The organism is Streptomyces sp. NPDC058257 (assembly GCF_042881845.1).
Lineage (GTDB): Bacteria > Actinomycetota > Actinomycetes > Streptomycetales > Streptomycetaceae > Streptomyces.
On the sequence record NZ_JBHVXJ010000020.1, the window covers coordinates 105,487 to 124,920 of the forward strand.

General features: G+C 70.6%; 16 protein-coding genes and 1 pseudogene. 7 read left to right on the top strand and 10 right to left on the bottom strand.

Translation table 11 applies throughout. From position 1 onward, the window contains the following. Positions 1 to 132: 132 nt before the first annotated feature. On the bottom strand, positions 133 to 312 hold the full coding sequence (locus tag ACFVXC_RS34110; RefSeq protein WP_389913481.1) for a hypothetical protein: 180 nt from the start codon (positions 310 to 312) through the stop codon (positions 133 to 135). 349 nt (positions 313 to 661) lie between these two features. Between ACFVXC_RS34110 and ACFVXC_RS34115 the strand changes: the two genes are divergently transcribed. Further along, the gene (locus ACFVXC_RS34115; protein ID WP_389913484.1) at positions 662 to 1,105 is read left to right on the top strand and encodes a cell division protein SepF; all 444 of its coding nucleotides are present in this window, start codon (positions 662 to 664) and stop codon (positions 1,103 to 1,105) included. Positions 1,106 to 1,118: 13 nt separating this feature from the next. Here ACFVXC_RS34115 and ACFVXC_RS34120 read toward each other — a convergent pair whose 3' ends face one another. Continuing rightward, positions 1,119 to 2,315, bottom strand: coding sequence for an acyl-CoA dehydrogenase family protein (locus ACFVXC_RS34120; RefSeq protein ID WP_389913487.1), 1,197 nt, complete (start codon positions 2,313 to 2,315; stop codon positions 1,119 to 1,121). A 94-nt stretch (positions 2,316 to 2,409) separates the two neighbouring features. Beyond that, positions 2,410 to 4,047 (bottom strand): MFS transporter, encoded by a 1,638-nt coding sequence (locus tag ACFVXC_RS34125; protein ID WP_389913490.1) that lies wholly within the window; start codon positions 4,045 to 4,047, stop codon positions 2,410 to 2,412. 251 nt (positions 4,048 to 4,298) lie between these two features. Here ACFVXC_RS34125 and ACFVXC_RS34130 point away from each other — a divergent pair, with 251 nt between their 5' ends. Beyond that, positions 4,299 to 5,438, top strand: coding sequence for a hypothetical protein (locus tag ACFVXC_RS34130; RefSeq protein ID WP_389913645.1), 1,140 nt, complete (start codon positions 4,299 to 4,301; stop codon positions 5,436 to 5,438). 236 nt (positions 5,439 to 5,674) lie between these two features. Continuing rightward, a complete protein-coding gene (locus ACFVXC_RS34135; protein WP_389913493.1) occupies positions 5,675 to 6,688 on the top strand; it encodes a phosphatase PAP2 family protein in 1,014 nt (337 codons plus the stop codon). 135 nt (positions 6,689 to 6,823) lie between these two features. On the opposite strand, the gene ACFVXC_RS34140 is transcribed toward ACFVXC_RS34135, so the two are convergent. Beyond that, on the bottom strand, positions 6,824 to 7,039 hold the full coding sequence (locus tag ACFVXC_RS34140; RefSeq protein ID WP_389913496.1) for an I78 family peptidase inhibitor: 216 nt from the start codon (positions 7,037 to 7,039) through the stop codon (positions 6,824 to 6,826). 414 nt (positions 7,040 to 7,453) lie between these two features. Between ACFVXC_RS34140 and ctaD the strand changes: the two are divergent. Continuing rightward, positions 7,454 to 8,980: pseudogene (gene ctaD / locus ACFVXC_RS34145) on the top strand (cytochrome c oxidase subunit I); the annotation flags it as partial. Between the two features lie 46 nt (positions 8,981 to 9,026). Here ctaD and ACFVXC_RS34150 read toward each other — a convergent pair. The 5 genes from ACFVXC_RS34150 to ACFVXC_RS34170 form a co-directional block, all read right to left on the bottom strand. Then, positions 9,027 to 10,106 carry a helix-turn-helix transcriptional regulator gene (locus ACFVXC_RS34150; RefSeq protein ID WP_389913499.1) on the bottom strand — a complete coding sequence of 360 codons (1,080 nt, stop codon included), beginning with the start codon at positions 10,104 to 10,106 and terminating at the stop codon, positions 9,027 to 9,029. A 48-nt stretch (positions 10,107 to 10,154) separates the two neighbouring features. After that, positions 10,155 to 11,030 (bottom strand): hypothetical protein, encoded by an 876-nt coding sequence (locus ACFVXC_RS34155; protein ID WP_389913502.1) that lies wholly within the window; start codon positions 11,028 to 11,030, stop codon positions 10,155 to 10,157. Continuing rightward, the gene (locus tag ACFVXC_RS34160) at positions 11,027 to 12,307 is read right to left on the bottom strand and encodes a glycosyltransferase family 4 protein (RefSeq protein WP_389913504.1); all 1,281 of its coding nucleotides are present in this window, start codon (positions 12,305 to 12,307) and stop codon (positions 11,027 to 11,029) included. Before ACFVXC_RS34160 ends, ACFVXC_RS34155 begins: the two co-directional genes overlap by 4 nt. Positions 12,308 to 12,471: 164 nt before the next feature. Beyond that, positions 12,472 to 13,776 (bottom strand): ABC transporter substrate-binding protein, encoded by a 1,305-nt coding sequence (locus ACFVXC_RS34165; RefSeq protein ID WP_389913507.1) that lies wholly within the window; start codon positions 13,774 to 13,776, stop codon positions 12,472 to 12,474. Continuing rightward, positions 13,751 to 14,278, bottom strand: coding sequence for a hypothetical protein (locus ACFVXC_RS34170; RefSeq protein WP_389913509.1), 528 nt, complete (start codon positions 14,276 to 14,278; stop codon positions 13,751 to 13,753). Before ACFVXC_RS34170 ends, ACFVXC_RS34165 begins: the two co-directional genes overlap by 26 nt. 199 nt (positions 14,279 to 14,477) lie before the next feature. Between ACFVXC_RS34170 and ACFVXC_RS34175 the strand changes: the two genes are divergently transcribed. Genes ACFVXC_RS34175 through ACFVXC_RS34185 form a run of 3 tightly spaced genes read left to right on the top strand, consistent with a single transcriptional unit; the run spans position 14,478 to position 18,494 of the window. Next, positions 14,478 to 14,990, top strand: a complete 513-nt coding sequence (locus ACFVXC_RS34175) for a hypothetical protein (RefSeq protein WP_389913512.1) — start codon at positions 14,478 to 14,480, stop codon at positions 14,988 to 14,990. 4 nt (positions 14,991 to 14,994) lie between these two features. Next, positions 14,995 to 17,790 (top strand): ATP-binding cassette domain-containing protein, encoded by a 2,796-nt coding sequence (locus ACFVXC_RS34180; protein WP_389913514.1) that lies wholly within the window; start codon positions 14,995 to 14,997, stop codon positions 17,788 to 17,790. Next, positions 17,787 to 18,494 (top strand): ATP-binding cassette domain-containing protein, encoded by a 708-nt coding sequence (locus ACFVXC_RS34185; RefSeq protein WP_389913517.1) that lies wholly within the window; start codon positions 17,787 to 17,789, stop codon positions 18,492 to 18,494. Before ACFVXC_RS34180 ends, ACFVXC_RS34185 begins: the two co-directional genes overlap by 4 nt. Here ACFVXC_RS34185 and ACFVXC_RS34190 read toward each other — a convergent pair. Further along, positions 18,481 to 19,407 carry a transglycosylase family protein gene (locus ACFVXC_RS34190; RefSeq protein WP_389913519.1) on the bottom strand — a complete coding sequence of 309 codons (927 nt, stop codon included), beginning with the start codon at positions 19,405 to 19,407 and terminating at the stop codon, positions 18,481 to 18,483. The two genes, ACFVXC_RS34185 and ACFVXC_RS34190, sit on opposite strands and share 14 nt — an antisense overlap. Positions 19,408 to 19,434 lie beyond the last annotated feature (27 nt).

Here is a 19,434-nt window from a genome sequence, read left to right on the forward strand (position 1 = left end):
CGCCTCCGTACGGATTGCCACCTCCGTACGGGGACTGCGGGCCGTACGGACCGCTGGAGGGAGGTCCGTACGGCCCGCCCTGGTGCGGCGGACCACCCTACGGCGGCCCGAAGGCACCGCCCTGATGGGCCGTCACGCGGTGCGCATGCCGCGCAGCGGGCAGGGGCCCGCGGTACGGCGCCATCCGGTGGACTTCTGGGCCTGAGCCTCCGTCAGAACCGAGATGATCAGGCCGTCATAGTTCGTCACGACACGGGCGAACTGTCCGTGATCACCGCGAAGCGCGAGGCGGAGTCCGCACAGATGCGCCATCCACTGAGCCTTGAGTCCCTCGCCCAGGCGATGGCTGCGGGGCCTGACAATTCCGAATATACGACTCCCCCGTGAGCCTGCCGTCGATCAACTCGGGCATCGTATCGAGGGGTCCGTTCACCCGGACGCACCGGTCGTCACCCATACGCCGTGAAGAATCATATTTCACTCACTGTCAGCAGCCGTAAACAGCTGACCCCTTGGGGAGCCACGTGTCTCAGCGTGTTGACTCTGCACCAGTACCGTCACGAAAACCCCGCGCGGCGACTATCCACTTGGCGCACTATCAGCATCATGGACGAACATGGGGATGCGGAACGCAGAAAGCCCGCTGTGAGAGGAGGCGTCCATGGGATCGGTGCGCAAGGCGAGTGCCTGGCTTGGCCTCGTCGACGACAACAACAACGACGAGCGTTACTACGAGGGATATGACGACGACGCGGCCGAGGGACCCGGCGATGCCTGGGTGACCGACCCGCGGGTGCGGGTGGTGGCCGAGGCCGCCGAGGAAGAAGGGCGCCGGATCGGGACCGTGACCCCGGACAGTTTCCGGGACGCGCGCGGCATCGGCGAGCTCTTCCGGGACGGCGTCCCGGTCATCATCAACCTCACGTCGATGGAGCCCGGCGACGCCAAGCGCGTCGTGGACTTCGCGGCCGGACTGACCTTCGGCCTGCGTGGTTCCATCGAGCGCGTGGCGACGCGGGTCTTCCTGCTGACCCCCGCCGACACCCATATCGTCAACGGGGAGGCCGCGAGCCGTCCGACGGACGGCTTCTTCAACCAGAGCTAGCGGGCGAGGCCGCTCACCGGAAAGCGTCAAGGCCGGTGAGCGCCTTGCCCAACACGAGCTGATGCATCTCGACGGTGCCCTCATAGGTGAGCACCGATTCGAGGTTCGTCGCATGCCGCATGACGGGGTACTCGAGCGAGATCCCGTTCGCGCCCAGGATCGTCCGGGACGTGCGGCAGATCTCGATCGCTTCTCGTACGTTGTTGAGTTTGCCGAAGCTGACCTGTTCGGGACGGAGCCTGCCCGCGTCCAGACGCCGGCCGAGGTGGTGCGCGAGCAGGATGCCCTTGTGCAGCTCGACCGCCATGTCGGCGAGCTTGGCCTGGGTGAGCTGGAAGCCGCCGATGGGCCTGCCGAACTGCTCGCGAGTCCTGGAGTACTCGACGGCCGTCTCGAAGGAGGAGCGGGCGGCGCCCATGGCTCCCCAGACGATGCCGTAGCGCGCGTGGGAGAGACAGCTCAGGGGGCCCTTGAGCCCGGTGACCTCGGGAAGCACGGCGTCGGCGGGCAGCCGTACCTCGTCCATCACCAGCTCACTGGTGACACTCGCGCGCAGCGACCACTTGTGCTTGATCTCCGGCGCCGAGAAGCCGGGGGTGTCCGTGGGGACGACGAAGCCGCGGATCCCCTCGTCCGTCTGCGCCCAGACGACGGCGACACCGGCCACCGACCCGTTGGTGATCCACATCTTGCGTCCGGTGAGCACCCAGTCGGTGCCGTCCCTCTTCGCGTGCGTGCGCATGGCCGCCGGGTCGGAGCCGTGGTCGGGCTCGGTCAGGCCGAAGCAGCCGATGATCTCCCCGGCGGCCATCCCCGGCAGCCAGCGCTGCTTCTGCTCCTCGGAGCCGAAGCGGTGAATGGCGTACATGGCGAGGGAGCCCTGCACGGAGACGAGCGAGCGGATGCCGGAGTCGGCGGCCTCCAGCTCCAGACAGGCGAGACCGTACTGGACCGAGCTCGCCCCGGCGCAGCCGTAGCCCTCCAGGGACATGCCGAGCGCGCCGATCGAACCGAGCTCTCGGGCGAGATCGCGGATGCCGGGCAGCTCGCCCTTCTCGTACCAGTCGGCGATGTGCGGCAGGACGCGGTCGGCCGCCCAGGTGCGGACGGTCTCCCTGATCGCGAGGTCCTCCGGCTCCAGGAGGTCGTCGATGCCGAGGGGGTCGGCTGGGTCGAAGGGCGGCAGGGGCGTACGGGCGCTTGCGGACATGCGGGCCTCCGGCGACACGAAAACTAGCAGTGGTAGTTATCCAGGCTCGGCTGACGTTACGACGCAGCATCCCGCACGTCCAGAGCCGCCCGCCTCAGCCGCGGACGGCCTCCGCGGGCTCCGCGGGAGCCTCTGCCGCGCCCCGGGGCGCCGGAATCCCCTGCTCGGGCCGCTCCCCCGGCGTCCCGCACTCCATGGTCCGCGGCAGCTTCAGCGCCATCAGCGCGCCGAGCAGCAGCAGCCCCGCGCTGACCAGCAGGGTCACATGCAGCCCGTGCACAAAGGACTCGCGCGCGGCGTCGCGCAACGCCTCGCCCGCCCCGCTGCCGAGCCCCGAAGCCACTTCGTACGCCTCGCCGAGCGAGTGACTCGCGGCGGCGCTCTCCTTGGCCGGCACGCCGTGCACGGACGAGAGGCCCGGCGCGTACGCCGCGTTCATGACGCTGCCGAGCAGCGCGATGCCGATGCCGGCGCCCAGCTGGTACGAGGTCTCGCCGATCGCCGCGGCGCCGCCCGCCTGCGCCTGGGGCGCCTCGCTGAGCATCGACTCGTAACTGCCGAAGAGCGTGGTCTGCAGGCCGAGGCCGAGCAGCACGAAGCTGGTGATCATCAGCGGGTCGTTGATCCGCTCGCCCATCCCGGTGAGCACCACGACGGCCACCGCGGTCAGGGTGAAGCCCGAGGCGACCATCACGCGCGGGCCGAAGCGGTGCAGGAACTTCGATCCGGCGAGACCCGCGACCATCGCGGCGACGGTGAGCGGCACGAGCCGCAGGCCGGTCTGGAGCGGGGAGAGCCCGAGCACCAGCTGTAGATACTGCGCGGCGACCAGTTCGAGGCCCACCAGGGCGAGCATCGCCAGGACGATGCAGCCGAGCGAGGTGCTGAACGCGGGCCGCGCGAACATCGACAGATCGATGAGCGGAAACTTGCGCCGCCGCTGCCTGCGCACGAAGCCGATCAGGAGGGCCCCGCCCAGGAAGAACGAGAGGAGCGTCGTCATGCCGAACGGCGACTCTCCGCCACCGGCCCGCTTCACCGCGAACACGAGACCGAAGAGTCCGCCCGCGGCCATCAGCGCGCCGACCACGTCCCACGGCCCGTCGCGATCCCCCGTCGACTCGGGCAGGAGCAGTCGCCCGATGGGCAGGCTGACCAGCATCAGCGGGATGTTTATCAGGAAGACCGAGCCCCACCAGAAGTGCTCAAGGAGGAAACCACCGAGCAGCGGCCCGCCCGCGGCGCCGATTCCGGCCACCGCGCTCCACACACCGATGGCGACCGCGCGCTCACGCCGGTCGGGGAAGACCTGGCGCAGGATCGAGAGGGTCGCGGGCATGATCATCGCGCCGCCGACGCCGAGCAGGGCGCGGGCCGCGATCAGGATCTGGGCGTTGTCCGCCATGGCGGCCACGGCCGACGCCACGCCGAAGAGGGCGTAGCCGAGCAGCAGCACACGCCTGCGGCCCACCCGGTCACCGAGGGTGCCGAACAGGATGAGCAGCGAGGCGCAGACCAGGGGATAGACGTCCACGATCCACAGCAGCTCGATGCCGCCGGGCCTCAGGTCCTCCGTGACGGCGGGCACCGCCACATGCAGAACGGTGGCGTCGACGGCGACGAGCAGCAGGCTCACGCAGAGGACGACGAGCACCAGCCAGCGGTTGGCGCCGCCCTGCGACCCGGGTACCCGACGGCCGGAAGGAGCGGTGGCCGTGGTTGAACCCGACATGTGCGATACCTCCCAGTGATCCCTCGCATCGGCGGCCCCGCGGGACGTGATCTCCCAGCTGGCGGCGGCGATAGGCGAGTGAGCCGTCAGAGTACGCGAGTTCACGGCTGTGGCGCGTGGTGGACCTCTCATGGTTGATCGGAGAGAGTGTGGCGTACGCCACGCCGCACACGCCTGGACCACGCACCCGGCCGGGCGGCCGGTTCCCGCCTACGCCGATAATCGTGCCCGTGAACGACCTTGATCAGTGCATGCCGCCGCCCTCGTACGGCGCCCGTGCGAGCGCCGCGCTGCGCCGTGCGGCGCCCGCCCTGCTCGCCTACGCGGGCGTGCGGGCCCTGGGGGTCGCCGTGCTCGCGGCGTGGAGCGCGGCGGCGGACAAGAGCCCGCACACGCTCCTCACGGCACGCTGGGACTCGCTCTGGTACACCCGTGTCGCCGAGTTCGGCTACGGCTGGGAGGTGAAGCTGCCGGACGGCAGCGTGCACTCGAATCTGGCGTTCTTCCCGCTGCTGCCCTGGCTGGAGCGGCTCGTCTCGGCGATCAGCCCCCTTTCGTACGCCGACGCGGGCCTGGTGGTGAGCTGGCTCGCCTCGCTCTGCGCCGCCGCGGGGATCTTCGCGATCGCCGATCACCTCCACGGGCGCCGCGCGGGGGTCTGCGCGGTCGCGCTGTGGGCGGTCCTGCCCGTGGGGATCGTGCAGTCGATGGCGTACAGCGAGTCCCTCTTCACGGCGCTCGCGGCCTGGTCGCTGTACGCGGTGCTCACCGGGCGCTGGGTGTGGGCGGGTGTGCTCGCCTCCTGCGCGGGCCTGACCCGGCCCGTGGGCGCCGCGGTCGTCGCGGCGCTCTGGGTGACCGCGGCCGTCCGCGTCCACCGGGAGCGCGGCGCCTCCTGGCGCATGATCCTGGGGGTGGTCCTGGCGCCGCTCGGCGCCGCGGGCTACGTCCTGTGGGTCGGCCACCGCACCGGCGACGGCCTCCTCGGCTATCTCGACGTACAGGCCGGCTGGGGCAACGGCTTCGACTTCGGCTACGCCTTCGCCCGCTTCGTCGGCGACAAGTTCACCGCCTTCCCCGCGGCCCTGGCGGGGGTCGGCCTGATCGTCGGGGTCGCCCTGGTGATCTGGCTGTACGTCATCGGCGTACGACGGAGGCAGCCGCTGCCCCTGCTCGTCTACACCGGGATCGTCGTGGCGCTCGCCCTGTGCGCGGCAGGCTATTTCGGCTCGAAGCCGCGCCTCCTGCTGCCCGCCTTCCCCCTGCTCCTGCCCCTGGCGGTAGCGCTCGCCCGGCTGCGTACGTCCAGGTCGGCCCTTGTGCTCGGGGGTGTGGCCGCGGCGAGCGCGGTGTACGGGGCGTTCTGGCTGAACGGCTCGGGTCCGCCATGATCATTTCTGCGGCCCCGGTGAGCGCGGGGGAAATTCCACACCAGGCCACGGTGAACGAATTCATAAGCGTCATAAAACCGCCCCACTAATGATCAACAAATTAAGTAAGGGACTCGTGGCCGAATAAGTAATCGACAGGAATAAACCTCCGCCTGAGAGGAATGCCACATCACATCGTCATCACAAAGCCACTGATTCGGCCTAGTCGCGCACTCACTCGCTGTAACGTCGATTGGGTGCGTACCGAACGAAACCTCACCCGTCTGGACCGGGTCTTCGCCCGTCTCGACCGTGAACCGGAACGACCGGCCGGCCTCGATGTACCGAGGATGAGCAGGCACCGGATCGTGCTCTTCAGCGCGACCCTGGCCTTCTACCTCGCCATCGTGGTCGCCGTGCTCGCCACGACGTGGCTCGTGCGGTTCGACTGGCAGGTCATGTTCTTCCGGCCCTACCAGCAGTGGCCCGAGATCCACGCCTTCCTCGACTACTGGGTGGTCCTCGGCCAGCGCGGCCCGACGGCCGTGATGGTCGCGGCCTGGCTCGGCTGGCGCTCCTGGCGTCAGCACACCATCCGCCCGCTCCTGACGTTCGGTGCGGCGCTGCTGCTCCTGAACGTCACGGTCGGCGCCGCCAAGATCGGCATGGGCCGCCTCGGCCCCCACTACGCCACCACGATCGGCGCCAGCGAGATGGGTCTTGGCGGCGATATATTCCCCTCGGGTCACACCGCCAATGCCGTGGTGACCTGGGGAATCCTGGCCTACATGGCCTCCACCCCACGCACCCGCCGCTACCTCTCGGCGCTCTCGGCCGTGGTCTCCCTGAGCGTCGGCCTGACCACCGTGTACCTCGGCACCCACTGGCTGAGCGACGTCTTCCTCGGCTGGGCCGCCGGTCTGCTCGTCCTGCTCGCGCTGCCCTGGGTGGAGCCGCTGCTCACCCGGGTCGAGGGCTGGATCTTCAGCGTGCGGGACCTCTGGCGCGACCGCCGTGCGGGGGCGGGTGTCCCGGCCCCGGCCACCCCGGTGCCCGCGATGTCGCCGCAGGCCGCCTCCGTACCGGCCGACGGACCCCAGGTTCGCGAGCCGGTCGGCGTCGCGCGCCCCGCGCGCTCCCACCTCGCGCCGGGCCCGCACACACCGCGCTCCGAGCGCAGCCCGGTCACCCCGGCGGGCAGCCGCCGCCCGCCGCACTCCGAGCGCGCCTCACGCGCCTCCACGCCGGCCCGCCCGGTGGCGGGCGGCTAGCCCCAAGGCAGCGGGGGTCGGTACGCACAACCCATCCCCCGCATCGCGAAGGCCCCGGTTCCGTCTCGGAACCGGGGCCTTTCGCTTGTCCGCTCGCTTGTCCGCTCGCCTGTCCGCGCCGTACGCGCCAGAGGGTCAGCCCTTCCAGCAGCGGATCACGACGCCTTCCTTGACCTCGAAGTTGAGCCGCCCCGCGAGGTACTCCATGGTGATGATCGCGCCCGGCGGCAGCGACCTGACAGGGGACCAGCCGCGCTCGCGGGCCTGCTGCTCGGCGGCCTCGGCCGCGAGGCCCACGTAGGCGTCCAAGCTGTCCTGGGGTTCGGCGGGAGGGGTCGGAATAGGTGCCATGACCGCCACGGTAGGCGGCGTGGCCCGACCGGGGAAGGCCGTAGCCGGACACCATGGGTCACCGGTCCCTCTCCGGTCACGCTTTTGTCACAGGATCACGACGCCCGTTTCCTCTTAACTCCGTCACACGTACGGGCGGTTCCGGACTTGTTCAGACGTGATTCCTGTATTCACCGCGGACCCGCAGACGGCGACCGGAAACGACCGTAACGACCCGGCCGAAAGGTGGCCCGAGTACCTTTTCACTCCCCCGCAATTCCGGAATCCTGGACGCTCCGGGGGATGTGACGGCGCATAGGAAATTCACGGTTCCAGCACAGCGGGCTCGTACGCCCCCTGTCGGAGTCGGGGTGACGCGAGCATCATGGCCCCGGTTGGCAGGCCCACGGTGCGCGACGGCGAAGGGGCGGGCGTATGGGGACCGAGACCGAGGCACCACAGGCGCGATCCGTCCGGCAGAAGAGCCCGGGCCGGATCCTCGTGGACTGGCTGACCACCACCGACCACAAGAAGATCGGTCACCTGTACCTGATCACGGCCTTCGCGTTCTTCCTCGTCGCGGGCCTGATGGCCATGATGATGCGGGCCGAGCTCGCCCGCCCCGGGCTGCAGCTGATGACGAACACCCAGTTCAACCAGATGTTCACCATGCACGGCACGATCATGCTGCTGCTCTTCGCGACGCCGACCTTCGCGGGTTTCGCCAACGAGATCATGCCGCTGCAGATCGGCGCGCCCGACGTCGCCTTCCCGCGGCTCAACATGCTCTCGTACTGGCTGTTCCTCTTCGGCGGCCTGATGGTGCTCGGCTCGCTCCTGGTGCCCGGCGGCCCGGCCGACTTCGGCTGGTTCGCCTACGCGCCCCTCAACAGCATGGAGCGCTCACCGGGGGTCGGCGCCGACCTGTGGATCATGGGGCTCGCGCTCTCCGGGTTCGGCACGATCCTCGGCTCGGTGAACTTCCTGACGACCATCATCGGGATGCGGGCGCCCGGGATGACGATGTTCCGGATGCCCGTCTTCACCTGGAACGTCCTGTTCACCTCGATCCTGGTCCTGCTCGCGTTCCCCGTACTCGCCGCCGCGCTGCTCGTCCTGGAGGCGGACCGGCGGTTCGGATCCATGGTCTTCGCCCCGGAGAACGGCGGTGCGCTGCTGTGGCAGCACCTCTTCTGGTTCTTCGGGCATCCGGAGGTCTACATCATCGCGCTGCCGTTCTTCGGGATCATCTCCGAGATCATCCCGGTGTTCAGCAGGAAGCCGATCTTCGGTTATCTGCCCCTGATCGGCGCGACGATGGCCATCACCGGGCTCTCGGTCGTCGTATGGGCGCACCACATGTTCGCGACGGGCGCGGTGCTCCTGCCCTTCTTCTCCTTCATGTCCTTCCTCATCGCGATCCCCACCGGCGTGAAGTTCTTCAACTGGACGGGGACGATGCTCAAGGGCTCGCTGTCGTTCGAGACACCGATGCTGTGGGCCATCGGCTTCCTGGTGAGCTTCCTCTTCGGCGGGCTCACCGGCGTCATCCTGGCCTCGCCGCCGCTCGACTTCCACGTCACCGACTCGTACTTCGTCGTGGCGCACTTCCACTACGTCGTGTTCGGCACCGTCGTCTTCGCGACCTTCGGCGGCTTCTACTTCTGGTGGCCGAAGCTCACCGGCAAGATGCTCGACGAACGGCTCGGCAAGATCCACTTCTGGACGCTCTTCGTCGGCTTCCACACCACGTTCCTCGTCCAGCACTGGCTGGGCGCGGAAGGCATGCCACGGCGTTACGCGGACTATCTGGCGGCGGACGGCTTCACGGTGCTCAACACCGTCTCGTCCATCGGGGCGTTCCTGCTCGGCATGTCCACGCTGCCGTTCCTCTACAACATCTGGAAGACCGCCAAGTACGGCAAGAAGGTCGACGTCGACGATCCCTGGGGTTTCGGCCGCTCCCTGGAGTGGGCCACCGCCTGCCCGGCGCCGCGCCACAACTTCGTCACGCTGCCCCGGATCCGCTCCGAGTCCCCGGCGTTCGATCTGCACCATCCCGAGTACGCGGCGTTCCAGCCGCCGGGGCCGTCGGGGGCACAGCACCCGGATCCGCAGACCGAACACCCCGGTCCAGGGCCCGGCTCAGGAGATCCCGCGCCGAGCTGAGCCGCTCGGTGAAGTCCGCCGGCTCGACCACCTCGAACTCGAAGCCCATCAGCAGCACATGGATCACCATGACGTCCAGACTCGTGGCGCCCGTGCGCAGCAGACAGCTGTGCCCCGTCTCGGCCTCAAGGGTGCCGTCGGACGGGGTGACCCGCTGGGCCGCCTCCTCCAGGGGCACCAGGAGCCGGAACACCGCCCGGGCGGCGTACGCGCGCGTGGAGATGCCCTTGGAGACGTAGGCGGCGAGATCGTCGGCGGGCGGGGTGCGCGGTTCGAAGCGCGGTCCGTGCGGCGGCCTCGGCGTGACGCGGTCCGCGCGGAAGGTCCGCCAGTCGTCGCGCTCGACGTCCCAGGCGACCAGGTACCAGCGGCGCTCGGTGCAGACGAGGCGGTGCGGTTCGACGGTACGGCGGGTCGAACTGCCGCCGTGGTCGCGGTAGTCGAAGCGCACGCGCTCCGAGTCCCGGCAGGCGTGGGCGAGCTCGGTCAGGACCGAGGGGTCCACGGCCTGCTGCTGCGGAGTGCGGAACATCGGCACGGTGAACGCCGTCAGCGCGCCGACCCGGCGCCGCAGCCTGCTCGGCAGGACCTGCTCCAGCTTGGTCAGGGCGCGTACGGAGGTCTCGCCGATGCCCTCGATGCCCTGTCCGGCCGCGGCGCGCAGACCGACGGCCACCGCGACCGCCTCGTCGTCGTCAAGGAGCAGCGGCGGCAGCTCGGCGCCCGCGCCGAGCTGGTAGCCGCCGCCCGTGCCGGGGCTCGCGTTGACGGGGTAGCCGAGCTCACGGAGCCGGTCCACGTCACGCCGCACGGTGCGCGGGGTGACGCCGAGCCGGTCGGCAAGGTCCGCGCCCGACCAGTCCCGGTGGGCCTGCAGGAGCGAGAGCAGGCGGAGCAGTCGTGCGGAGGTCTCCAACATGGGGCTGATTGTGCCCGGCGTCGCGGACAGCCACGGTCCGCGACGGCGTCAGTCCTCGATCGCGTCCGTCTCGCGGATCCGCACCGAGAGGTCGTTGTCGTTCGTGTAGTACGCCCCCGCGTCCAGCGGGCCGTGCGCCGCGGTGTCGAGCCGCACCGACGGATAGGTGAAGATCTGCTTCTTGTCCGGTACGTCGTCCAGGAGCCGGGCGAGCCGGATCCGCGGCCCGCTGTCCCCCGCGGGGCGCAGCCAGAGGTCCCAGGGCCCCGGGCCGCTCTCGGCGAGCACGTCGCAGTGCAGCTCGAAGCTGAACTCCACGCCGTCCGCCGCGAGTTCGTAGCGCTCGATGCGCTCGGGCTCGGCGCGCAGGGACGCCTCGGCGAACGCGCTGCCGGTCAGCGCGGTGCCGTACACGCGGCCCTGCGCACTCACCGACGTGCCGTCGATCCTCAGCTCGCCGGTCTCGGCGTGCGGGGCGCGCAGCCAGCTGCGTACGGAGAGGTTGCCCTGCTTGGTCGCGTACGGGATACGGACGGCGATGTAGCCGCGGGCCCCGCTGGGGGCACGGTCGACGAGGGAGCGCAGGTCGTTCACGCCGGGCGCGAGGCGGCGCGGTGTGCCGCCCCCGACCTCCGCGTAGGCGTTCCAGCGTCCCTCGGCCAGCTCGACGCTGCTGGGCAGCGCGGCCCGCAGCCTGCCGTCGGCGGCCGGGGACAGCGGCAGGCGCACATCCTCATCGGTGGACGCGGCATCACGGCGGCGCAGCAGCAGGTAGGCGGCGCCCTCGCCACCGGGGTCGGTGACGTCGAAGGTGAGACCGCCCGCGGAATCGGCGATGCAGTCGGCTCGCGGTGCCGCGCGGACGTCCTGGTCTCCGCCGGTGTCGCAGGGCGATGAGGCGTCCGGGGTGGCCAAGGCCGTCATGCGGTGAATCCTTTCGTCTGTATGCCGCTGGTCGGTACCCCATGTCCGATGTCCCGTACCGCGTAGGCGCCGTTGAGCAGCGCCCCACGGGTGCGGTGCAGTGAGCCGCGCATCCGGCCGCCGAAGGAGCTGCCGCGGGCGAGCATCCCGGTGAACATCGCGTCGTAGCGCTCGGCGATGTGGGCCGGGTCGAAGCGCTTGGAGTCCTCGAGCGCGGCGCCCGCCATCCGTTGGCGCAGCGTGTCGTCGTTGATCAGTTCGAGCAGGCCACCCGCGATCGCGTCGGGGTTGCCGACCTCGACGAGGCGCCCGTCGACACCGTTGTCGATGATCTCGCCGGGCCCGTGCGGGCAGTCGGTGGCGACGACCGGCAAGCCGCAGCGCATCGCCTCGACGATCGTCATGCCGAAGGACTCGAGGCTGGAGGTGACGGCCGCGATGGAGCCCTTGGCCCACTCGGGCTCGATGGGGTGGGCGGGCCCCATCAGGAAGACGTGGTTGTAGAGGCCGAGCTCATCGATCAGGGCGCGCAGCTTGTCCTTCTGCTTGCCGCCGCCGTAGATCCGAAGGCGCCAGTCGGGGCGCTCGGCGCGTACCTGGTCGAAGGCCCGTATCAGCAGGTCGTACCGCTTGACGGGGGCGAGCCGCCCTGCCGCGACCACCCACTTCTGGGTGCCGTCGGCGGGCTCGATGCCGGGCGCGGGCACCGGGTTGGGCACGGCCTGGACGTGGACGCCGGGCAGTCGCATCATGCGGCGGTAGGCGCGGGCGTCGGCCTCGGTCGTCGTGGTCAGGACGTCGAGGCGGGGATAGACGCTGCGGAGCTGACGGCGCAGTTCCTTGGAGTGGCTGTCGAGCGTGAGGTGCTCCTGGCCGACCCGCAGCGGGCCGCGCGCCGCCTCACGGGCGATGTGCACGTTCAGACCGGGCCGCGTACCGACCACCACGTCGGAGCTGAGCGAGGAGAGGTGCGTGGCGATACGCCGGTCGGTGAGGGCGCTGTACTGGCCGTAGCGGCCTTCCGCGGTGGGGAACGTCCTGGCGGGCCGCAGGGCGTCGGCGCTCTCCCCCTCGTAGCCGGGGCTGTCCTTGCGCGTGTCGACGAGGTGGCTGAGCCTGACGCGGGAGTCAGCGGAGAAAACGGGCTCGTCACGGTGCCGGAAGACGGAGACGATCTCGACGTCGTGCTGCTCGGCGAGAGTGTTCGCCAAGTTGTACGTCGTCCGGATCGTCCCGCCGATTCCGTACGCGTTATGAATAAGGAAAGAGATGTGCATGCGTCCCCGTATCCCACGCTTCCCCGCGGACAGTCCCTCTCGTCCGCCTACCGCAGGGTTAGACGGGGATTACGGGACCAGGGTTGGGTTTCATCATCGTCTTGTTCCTGAAGCGATGCGCCATCGATACCCCGATTCGGGAACTTTCCTCCCGTCTATCCGCATCATGGCTGGTAGGAGAGCTGCGGCACGTCGAAGCAGTTTTTGCTCATGTCTCCCTGTGTGACCCACCCCTCACCGTCCTTCCAGCGGGCCACCGACATACAGCTCATACGGGTCTCCGGCGGATCGGCCCGTTCCTCATACGTCACCGGGAGAAGCAGCCCCTGGGCGGTGTACGGCTTCCCCCGGTTCATAAAGCGGTCGACGCACGCGCGCGTGAGGTCCCCCCGGCACGACTTCGCCGCGTCCGTGAACCACATGGCGGCGGCCCAGCCCTCCAGCTGCCACTGGGAGAGCACCTTGTGCCCCTTCATGGCGTCGCGGAAATCGCGTACGGCCGGATGGTCCGTGTCCTCGTAGCTGCGGCTCGCCCCGGTGACCCACAGAGCGTTGCGGCAGCGCGGTGCGTCCTTGTAGTCGTCGGCCACGGAAGAGGTCCAGTTCTGGACGTTGGTGACCTTGGCGGTCACCTTCGCTCCGACCGCGTCCATGGCCTCGCACAGCTGGACGTTGCCGTGGGTGTCCATCGCGTCGAAGACCAGGTCGGCGCCCTGCTCCTTCAGGTCGGCCGCCGCCGCGCGGAAATTGGGCAGCGCGAAGTCGACCTGCTCGGTGACCACCTTGTAGCCCTCGGCCTTCAGGCCCCGGGTGACGAGACGGGCGTACGCGGCGGACGCCGCCTGGTTGTAGGAGACGACGGCGGCGGTCCGCGCGCCCTGCTCCCGCTTGAAGTAGCGGTAGACCTCGGTCCCGCCGACCAGCTTGCCGCCCCAGCCCGGCGTCCCGTTCCGTGGGGCGAGGCTGCCGTAGATCCCGTAGAGATGCGGATAGGTGTCGTACGCGGACCCGATCGGCTGCCCGCCGACGTCGGGCACGCCCGCGCGGGAGACGCGGGAGGCCCCGGCGTAGTCGAGGGAGCTGGTCGCGACGAGCGCGACGACGTGCTCCTCGTCCACCAGCTTGTCCACGCATTCGTTGTTGCCGACGCCGCTGCCGCCGTCGTCGCACGTACGCACCTCGACCGTGCGCCCGTCGATCCCGCCGCGCGCGTTCAGCCGCTCGAAGTACGCCTTGGCCCCGTCGCGCGGCCCGGTGAACGCGGAGCCGCCGACGGGGCTCGTCGCACTGGTGATGACGCCGACCCGGACCGGCGCCCCGGCCGGGGCGGGCGCCGTGCTCCGCCCCTCGAAGTCGCTCTCGGGGAGCCGGCTGCCGCACCCGGCCACCGCCACCGCCACCGCCACCGCCACGAGCAGCGCGGCCACGGCCGGGGCCAGGGCCTCAACAGCCCGGACCGGGCGACTCATTGCCGCTCAGCTTCACCAGTGCGCAGAGAGTCTTGACGGACACCTTCCAGGTGTCGTCCTGGTTGACGGAGGTGCCCGAGGCGTCGGGCAGCGCGGTGGCACCCTTCAGCTTCAGCGCGTACGTCACGTCCGCCTCGGTCGCCGAGCTGAAAGCGACCTTGGTGACGTCGGCGCTGACCTGCGTGCCGCGTTTGTCGCCGCTGAAGCTCTCCAGGACGCCCCGCATCTTCGCCCCGTTCTCCAGGACGGCCTCCTTCTCCTTCACGGGGACGGCGGGATCGAAGAACTTCTCGAAGTTCTTCTTGACCTGTTTCTCGGCCGCCGCGGGATCCGAGGGCGCGGTGGCGGTCGCACTCGCCGTCGCGCTCGCGCCGTCCGAGGGGACGTCCTTGGTCGATTTCGCGGCGGACGGCTTCGGCGGATCGCTCTCGCCGCCACCGCCGCTGTCGTCGCCGCACGCCACGGCGGCCGGAGCGACGAGCAGGACCGCGGCAGCCGCCATCGCCGCGCTCCGCGCCCTTCCCCGCTTGAGATCGCTCCCCCGCCTGGGCCTTGTCCAGAGAACCATCTGGTTCACCGCCGGGTATCGGCCGAGCCGTCAGGCCCGGAGCTTTCAGGGTCAGCTTCCAGAAGGCATAGTGCAATCCATTGACTGACATGGACAGCCCATCGACGTGACTGACGTGTTCCAGGGGGCCCTTATGCGGGCGGCTCGACCGGATCAGACAGCTCGTTCGGCTCGGCTCAGCGCGGTGCGCCCCGTCCTCTGGGCGGCCTTCGCCGCCCTCGCCACCGGTGCGGTGCTCTGCGTGATCGGCTGGTACGGCATGTCCGGCGAACGCTTCGCCGAGCGGCAGCTCCCGTATCTGGCGTCGTGCACGGTGCCGGGGGCGGCACTGATCATCGCCGGGGCCGTGCTCTTCGCCCACGGCAGGAGTGTTCTGGCCACGGCCCGTGTGGAGGAGTTGTACGAGCTCCTGGTGACGGCGGGCTCGCCTCCGGCCACCACGAGGTCCCCGGCCGCGGTGGCGACGAGTGACGACATCCTGACGATCCCCGGCGGAACCCTCTGGCACCGGGCGGACTGCCCCCTGGCGGCGGGGAAACCGGAGGCGGTCCCCCCGGACGCCCACGTCCTCGCGACCGGTGGCCTGAGCCCGTGCCCCATCTGCGAACCGCAGCCGCCCCCAAGCGCCCCGCCGCCGGAGCGATGACCCGGTGGCCTCCCTGAGCTACGACCTGACCCTTGCGGGGCTCGCGGTCGGCAGCGCGGCCGCCCTCACCGGCATCGGCCTGATCGTCACGTACCGCGCGACCGGTGTCCTCAACTTCGCGCACGGCGCGATCGCGATGGTCTGCGCGTACGTCCTGCGCCAGCTGACGGTGGAGTGGCACTGGCCGCTGCCCCTCGCCACGGCGTTCACGCTCCTGCTCGTCGCCCCGGCCATCGGCCTGCTCCTGGAGAAGGCGGTGTTCCGCCCGTTGTCGGTCCTGGGCGATGATCCGGCCCAGACCTTGGTGGCGTCCATCGGCGTCTTCGTCCTCCTGGTCGGAGGCGCCACGCTGATCTGGGGACCGGGCGCGAAGGCGGACGCGCCGGCCCTCGTACCGGCGGACCCCTGGGCCCAGTTGGGGGTGACGGCCGTCCTCGCCGCTTCGGTGTGGGCGGTCACCCGCTGGACCCGCTTCGGCAGCGAACTGCGGGCGGTGGTCGACAATCGGCCTCTCGCCGTCCTCGGCGGCATCGACGCGGACCGGGTGGCGTCGGCGGGCTGGGCGTTCGGCGCGTTCACGGCCGGCCTCACCGGCGTACTGCTCGCCCCTTTCGTACGCCTCGATCCGTACGGCATGCCACTCCTGGTCATGGAGGTGGTGGCCGTCGCGGTGGCGGCGCGCATGCGGAGCATGTCGGTCGCGGTGGTGGTGGCGCTCGGCGTCGGCGTGGCCCAGAGCCAACTGACCCGCCTCCACCCCTCGTCGGGCTGGGCGGAGCCTCTCCTCCAGGCAGTGGGAGCGAACCTCTTCGTGGTGGCCCTGTTGATCGCGGCCCTCGTGCTCCCGGGCATCGGCTCGCAGACCACGCTTGTGCGCACGGCGACGGCGCGCGTTCCGACGCCACCGGGCGCGTGGATCGTGGCGGCGGTCCTCTTCCTCATACCGCTCGGCTTCGCGGGCTCGGACCTGACCACCTCGGTCCAGGTCCCGGCGCTGGCCGTCGTCCTCCTCTCCCTGGTGATCGTCACCGGCAGGGGCGGCCAGATCTCCCTGGGCCAGGCGGCGTACGCGGGTCTTGGCGCGCTCTTCACCGCGCTCCTGACGGCGGGCCGCTTCCCTGGCCTGCCCGAACTCCCCCACCTCCCCGCCCTGGCCCTGGCCGTCCTGCTCGTGGCGCCCCTCGGCCTCCTCACCGGCTGGCCCGCGTTGCGTCGCCGCGGCCTCGCGCTCGCCCTGGCGACGTTCGCCGTCGGCGTCGGTGTCAGCCGCTTCGTCTTCGCGCAGCCGTACGCGACGTCGGGCCTGGCCCTGGACCGTCCGGCGGGCTTCGACGGCGACCGCGCGTATTACGTCCTCGAACTGGTCCTGCTCGCGGCGGCGTTGCTCTTCGCGACCACCATGCGCCGGGGCCGCATGGGGCGTGCGCTGGCCGCGATGCGGGACCACGAGGCGGGGGCGGGCGCGGCGGGGGTCCCGGTGCGCACCCTGAAACTCACGGCCTTCGTGGCAGGGGCGGCGCTCGCCGCGCTGGGGGGCGGGATGCTGGGCATGGGCCTACGGGCCTTCGACCCCGCCGCGTACGACCCCGTGCGGGGGCTTCTCTGGTTCGCGGCGGTGGTGGTCTTCGGCGCGGACAGCCTGCTGGGCTCGCTGGTCGCGGCGGCGCTACTGGTGGGCCTGGACGCGGGCACGCGGGGTGGCGTGGCCGCAGCGGTGATCGGTGTCCTCGCGGTGCTGGTGGGGCGCTTTCCCGGGGGCCCGTACGAGGCACTGCGTGCGGCCACCGCGAGCTTGAACCGCCGCCCCTTTCTGACACCCCTCGGCATACGTGCCCGCACCGCCCTGACCTCTCCCGCCCACCCGCCCACTCGATGGCCCCGCGTCCCCACCACCACGAACAAGCCCTTCCACCCACCCGCCCGATTGCCCGGCGTCGAGCGGGTGGGCAACGAGCAGGAGGAGAGCCAGAGCCCGGAAGACCGTCGTACCGGGCCGCAGGCGCCGGTCCGACCCGAGGGGACGGTTCGGTATGTCCGCCCGGAGCACGGTTCGCGGCACTCCGGATCCGAAGCAGCCCCACCCCCGACCAAACCCCACCGCGCACCCCCACACCCCCACCCCCTCACCGCCCACCACGTCACCGCCACCTACGACGGCTTCACCGCCCTGGATCGTGTGGATCTCTCCGTGCCCCCCGGCCGCATCACCGCCGTAGTAGGCCCCAACGGCGCCGGCAAGAGCACCCTCTTCCACTGCCTGGCAGGCACCCTGCGCCCCGATTCGGGCCGCGTCACCTTCGACGGCCGGGACATCACCCGCACCCCCGCCCACGCCCGGACCCGCCTGGGCGTGGCCCGCACGTTCCAGCAACTGGCCGTCTTCCCGTCGCTGACCATCACGGAGAACGTCCAAGTGGGCGCGGAACAGGGCCGAGTCCCGGACCCCGCAGCCACCGCCCGGTCCCTCCGCCTCCTCTCCCTCCACCACGACACGATCCGCCACCTCCCCGCGGCGGACCTCCCCACCGGCACCCTCAGACGCGTAGAACTGGCCAGAGCCCTGGCGGGCCGACCGCACACGCTGCTCCTGGACGAACCGGCGGCAGGTCTGGACACCGCCGAAGTGGCCGCCCTGACCCGCGTCCTGCGGGCTCTCGCCGCCGACGGCATGGCGCTCCTGGTGGTCGAGCACGACATCGACCTGGTCGCGAATCTCGCCGACACCGTCCACGTCATGGCCGCGGGCCGCATCATCACGTCGGGCCCGCCCAACGAAGTGCTCCCCAGGGTGACCCCATGAAGACCGGCATCCAGCTCCACGAGGCCCGCGTCCGCTACGGCCCCCTGGAGGCCCTGCACGGCGTGAGCATCGCCGCCCCCTCCCCCGGCCTCACCGTCCTCCTGGGCCGTAACGGCTCGGGCCGCACCACAGCTCTGCGCGCCCTGGCCGGCACGGCCCCCCTGGCCACCGGCACCGTCACCTGGGACGGAACGGACGTCACCCGGCTCACCGCGCACGCACGCGCGAAGCGGGGCCTGTGCTTCATACCGGACGGACCAGCCGTGTTCGGCCACCTCACCGTCGACGAGAACCTCGACCTGTCCAGCCGCGAGGCGAAGGCCGACATCACCCCGGCCCTGGACGCGTACCCCGAGCTGCGCCCCCTGCTCCCCCGCCGGGCAGGCACCCTCTCCGGCGGCGAGCAACGCATGCTCGCCCTCTCCCGCGCCCTCCTGACGGCCCACGCCCGAGTGATCCTCATCGACGAGCCCACCCAGGGCATGTCCCCAGCCGTCGCGTCCCGGACGTACGACCTTCTCGTCGGCCTGAGCGCGCACACCTGTGTCCTGACGGCGGAACAGCGACTGCCGTCAGGCCTGCGTGAACACACGGTCCTGACGGCAGTGGTGGTACACCGACTGCGCCGTGGCGCGGTCGTGTTCAGCGGCGAGGCGAGCGAACTCGGCCGACGGAGGCGGTCCGAACGGCCTACTTCACGATGACCTTTTCCGGAGCGGGCTTCGACGGACCGGGCTTCGACGGACCGGGCTTCGACGGACCGGACTGCGACGGACCGGGCTTCGACGGAGCTGCCTCCGGCGGGGTAGCCGTCGTCGGAGCAGCCTTCGACGGAGCTGCCTCCGACGGGGTAGCCATCGTCGGAGCGGGCTTCGACGGACCGGCCTCCGACGGAGCGGTCGTCGACGGAGCCGCTTGCTCCGGAACGACCTTCTTCGGGGCGGTCTTCTTCGGAGCCGTCTTCTTCGGAGCCGTCTTCTTCGGAACGACCTTCTTCGGAACGACCTTCTTCGGAGCGGTCTTCTCGGGAACAGTCTTCTTCCAGATGACCAGCTTCGTGCCGACATCCAGCTGTCCGGGCTCGCTGCCCACAGCCTTCCGGTTGGCTCGATACAGCGCTTGCCAGCCGCCCTTGACCTTGTAGCGCCGGGCGATGGAGCTCAACGTCTCGCCCGCCTTCACGACGTGCACGACGCCGCGGCCGTCCCGGATCTCCTTGGGGATCTTCTTCGAGCACACGGGCCACGCCTTCCACCCCTGGGTGCGCAGCACCTCCTCGGCGACCTTGATCTGCTCCTTCTTGGTGGCGAGGTCGGCACGCGGCGCGTACTTGAGCCCGCCGTGCGCCTCCCACGTGGGCTGATGGAACTGCAGCCCTCCGTAGAAGCCGTTCCCGGTGTTCACGTGCCACCGGCCGCTGCTCTCGCACTGCGCGAGGCAGTTCCAGGTCCCCTCGGTGCGGGAGCAGTCGTACGCCGCGACGGCGAGCCCGGACGCCGGCAGGGGCGGTGTCGGAGCCGCGGACGCGGATGCCGGAAGCAGCAGCGAGGAGACCGCGGCGACGACGAGGCCGGCCAGACCAGCGGGCCACAGCGACCGGAGACTCTTGATCGGCATCGGGTACATCCGCCCACGCTAGGCAGC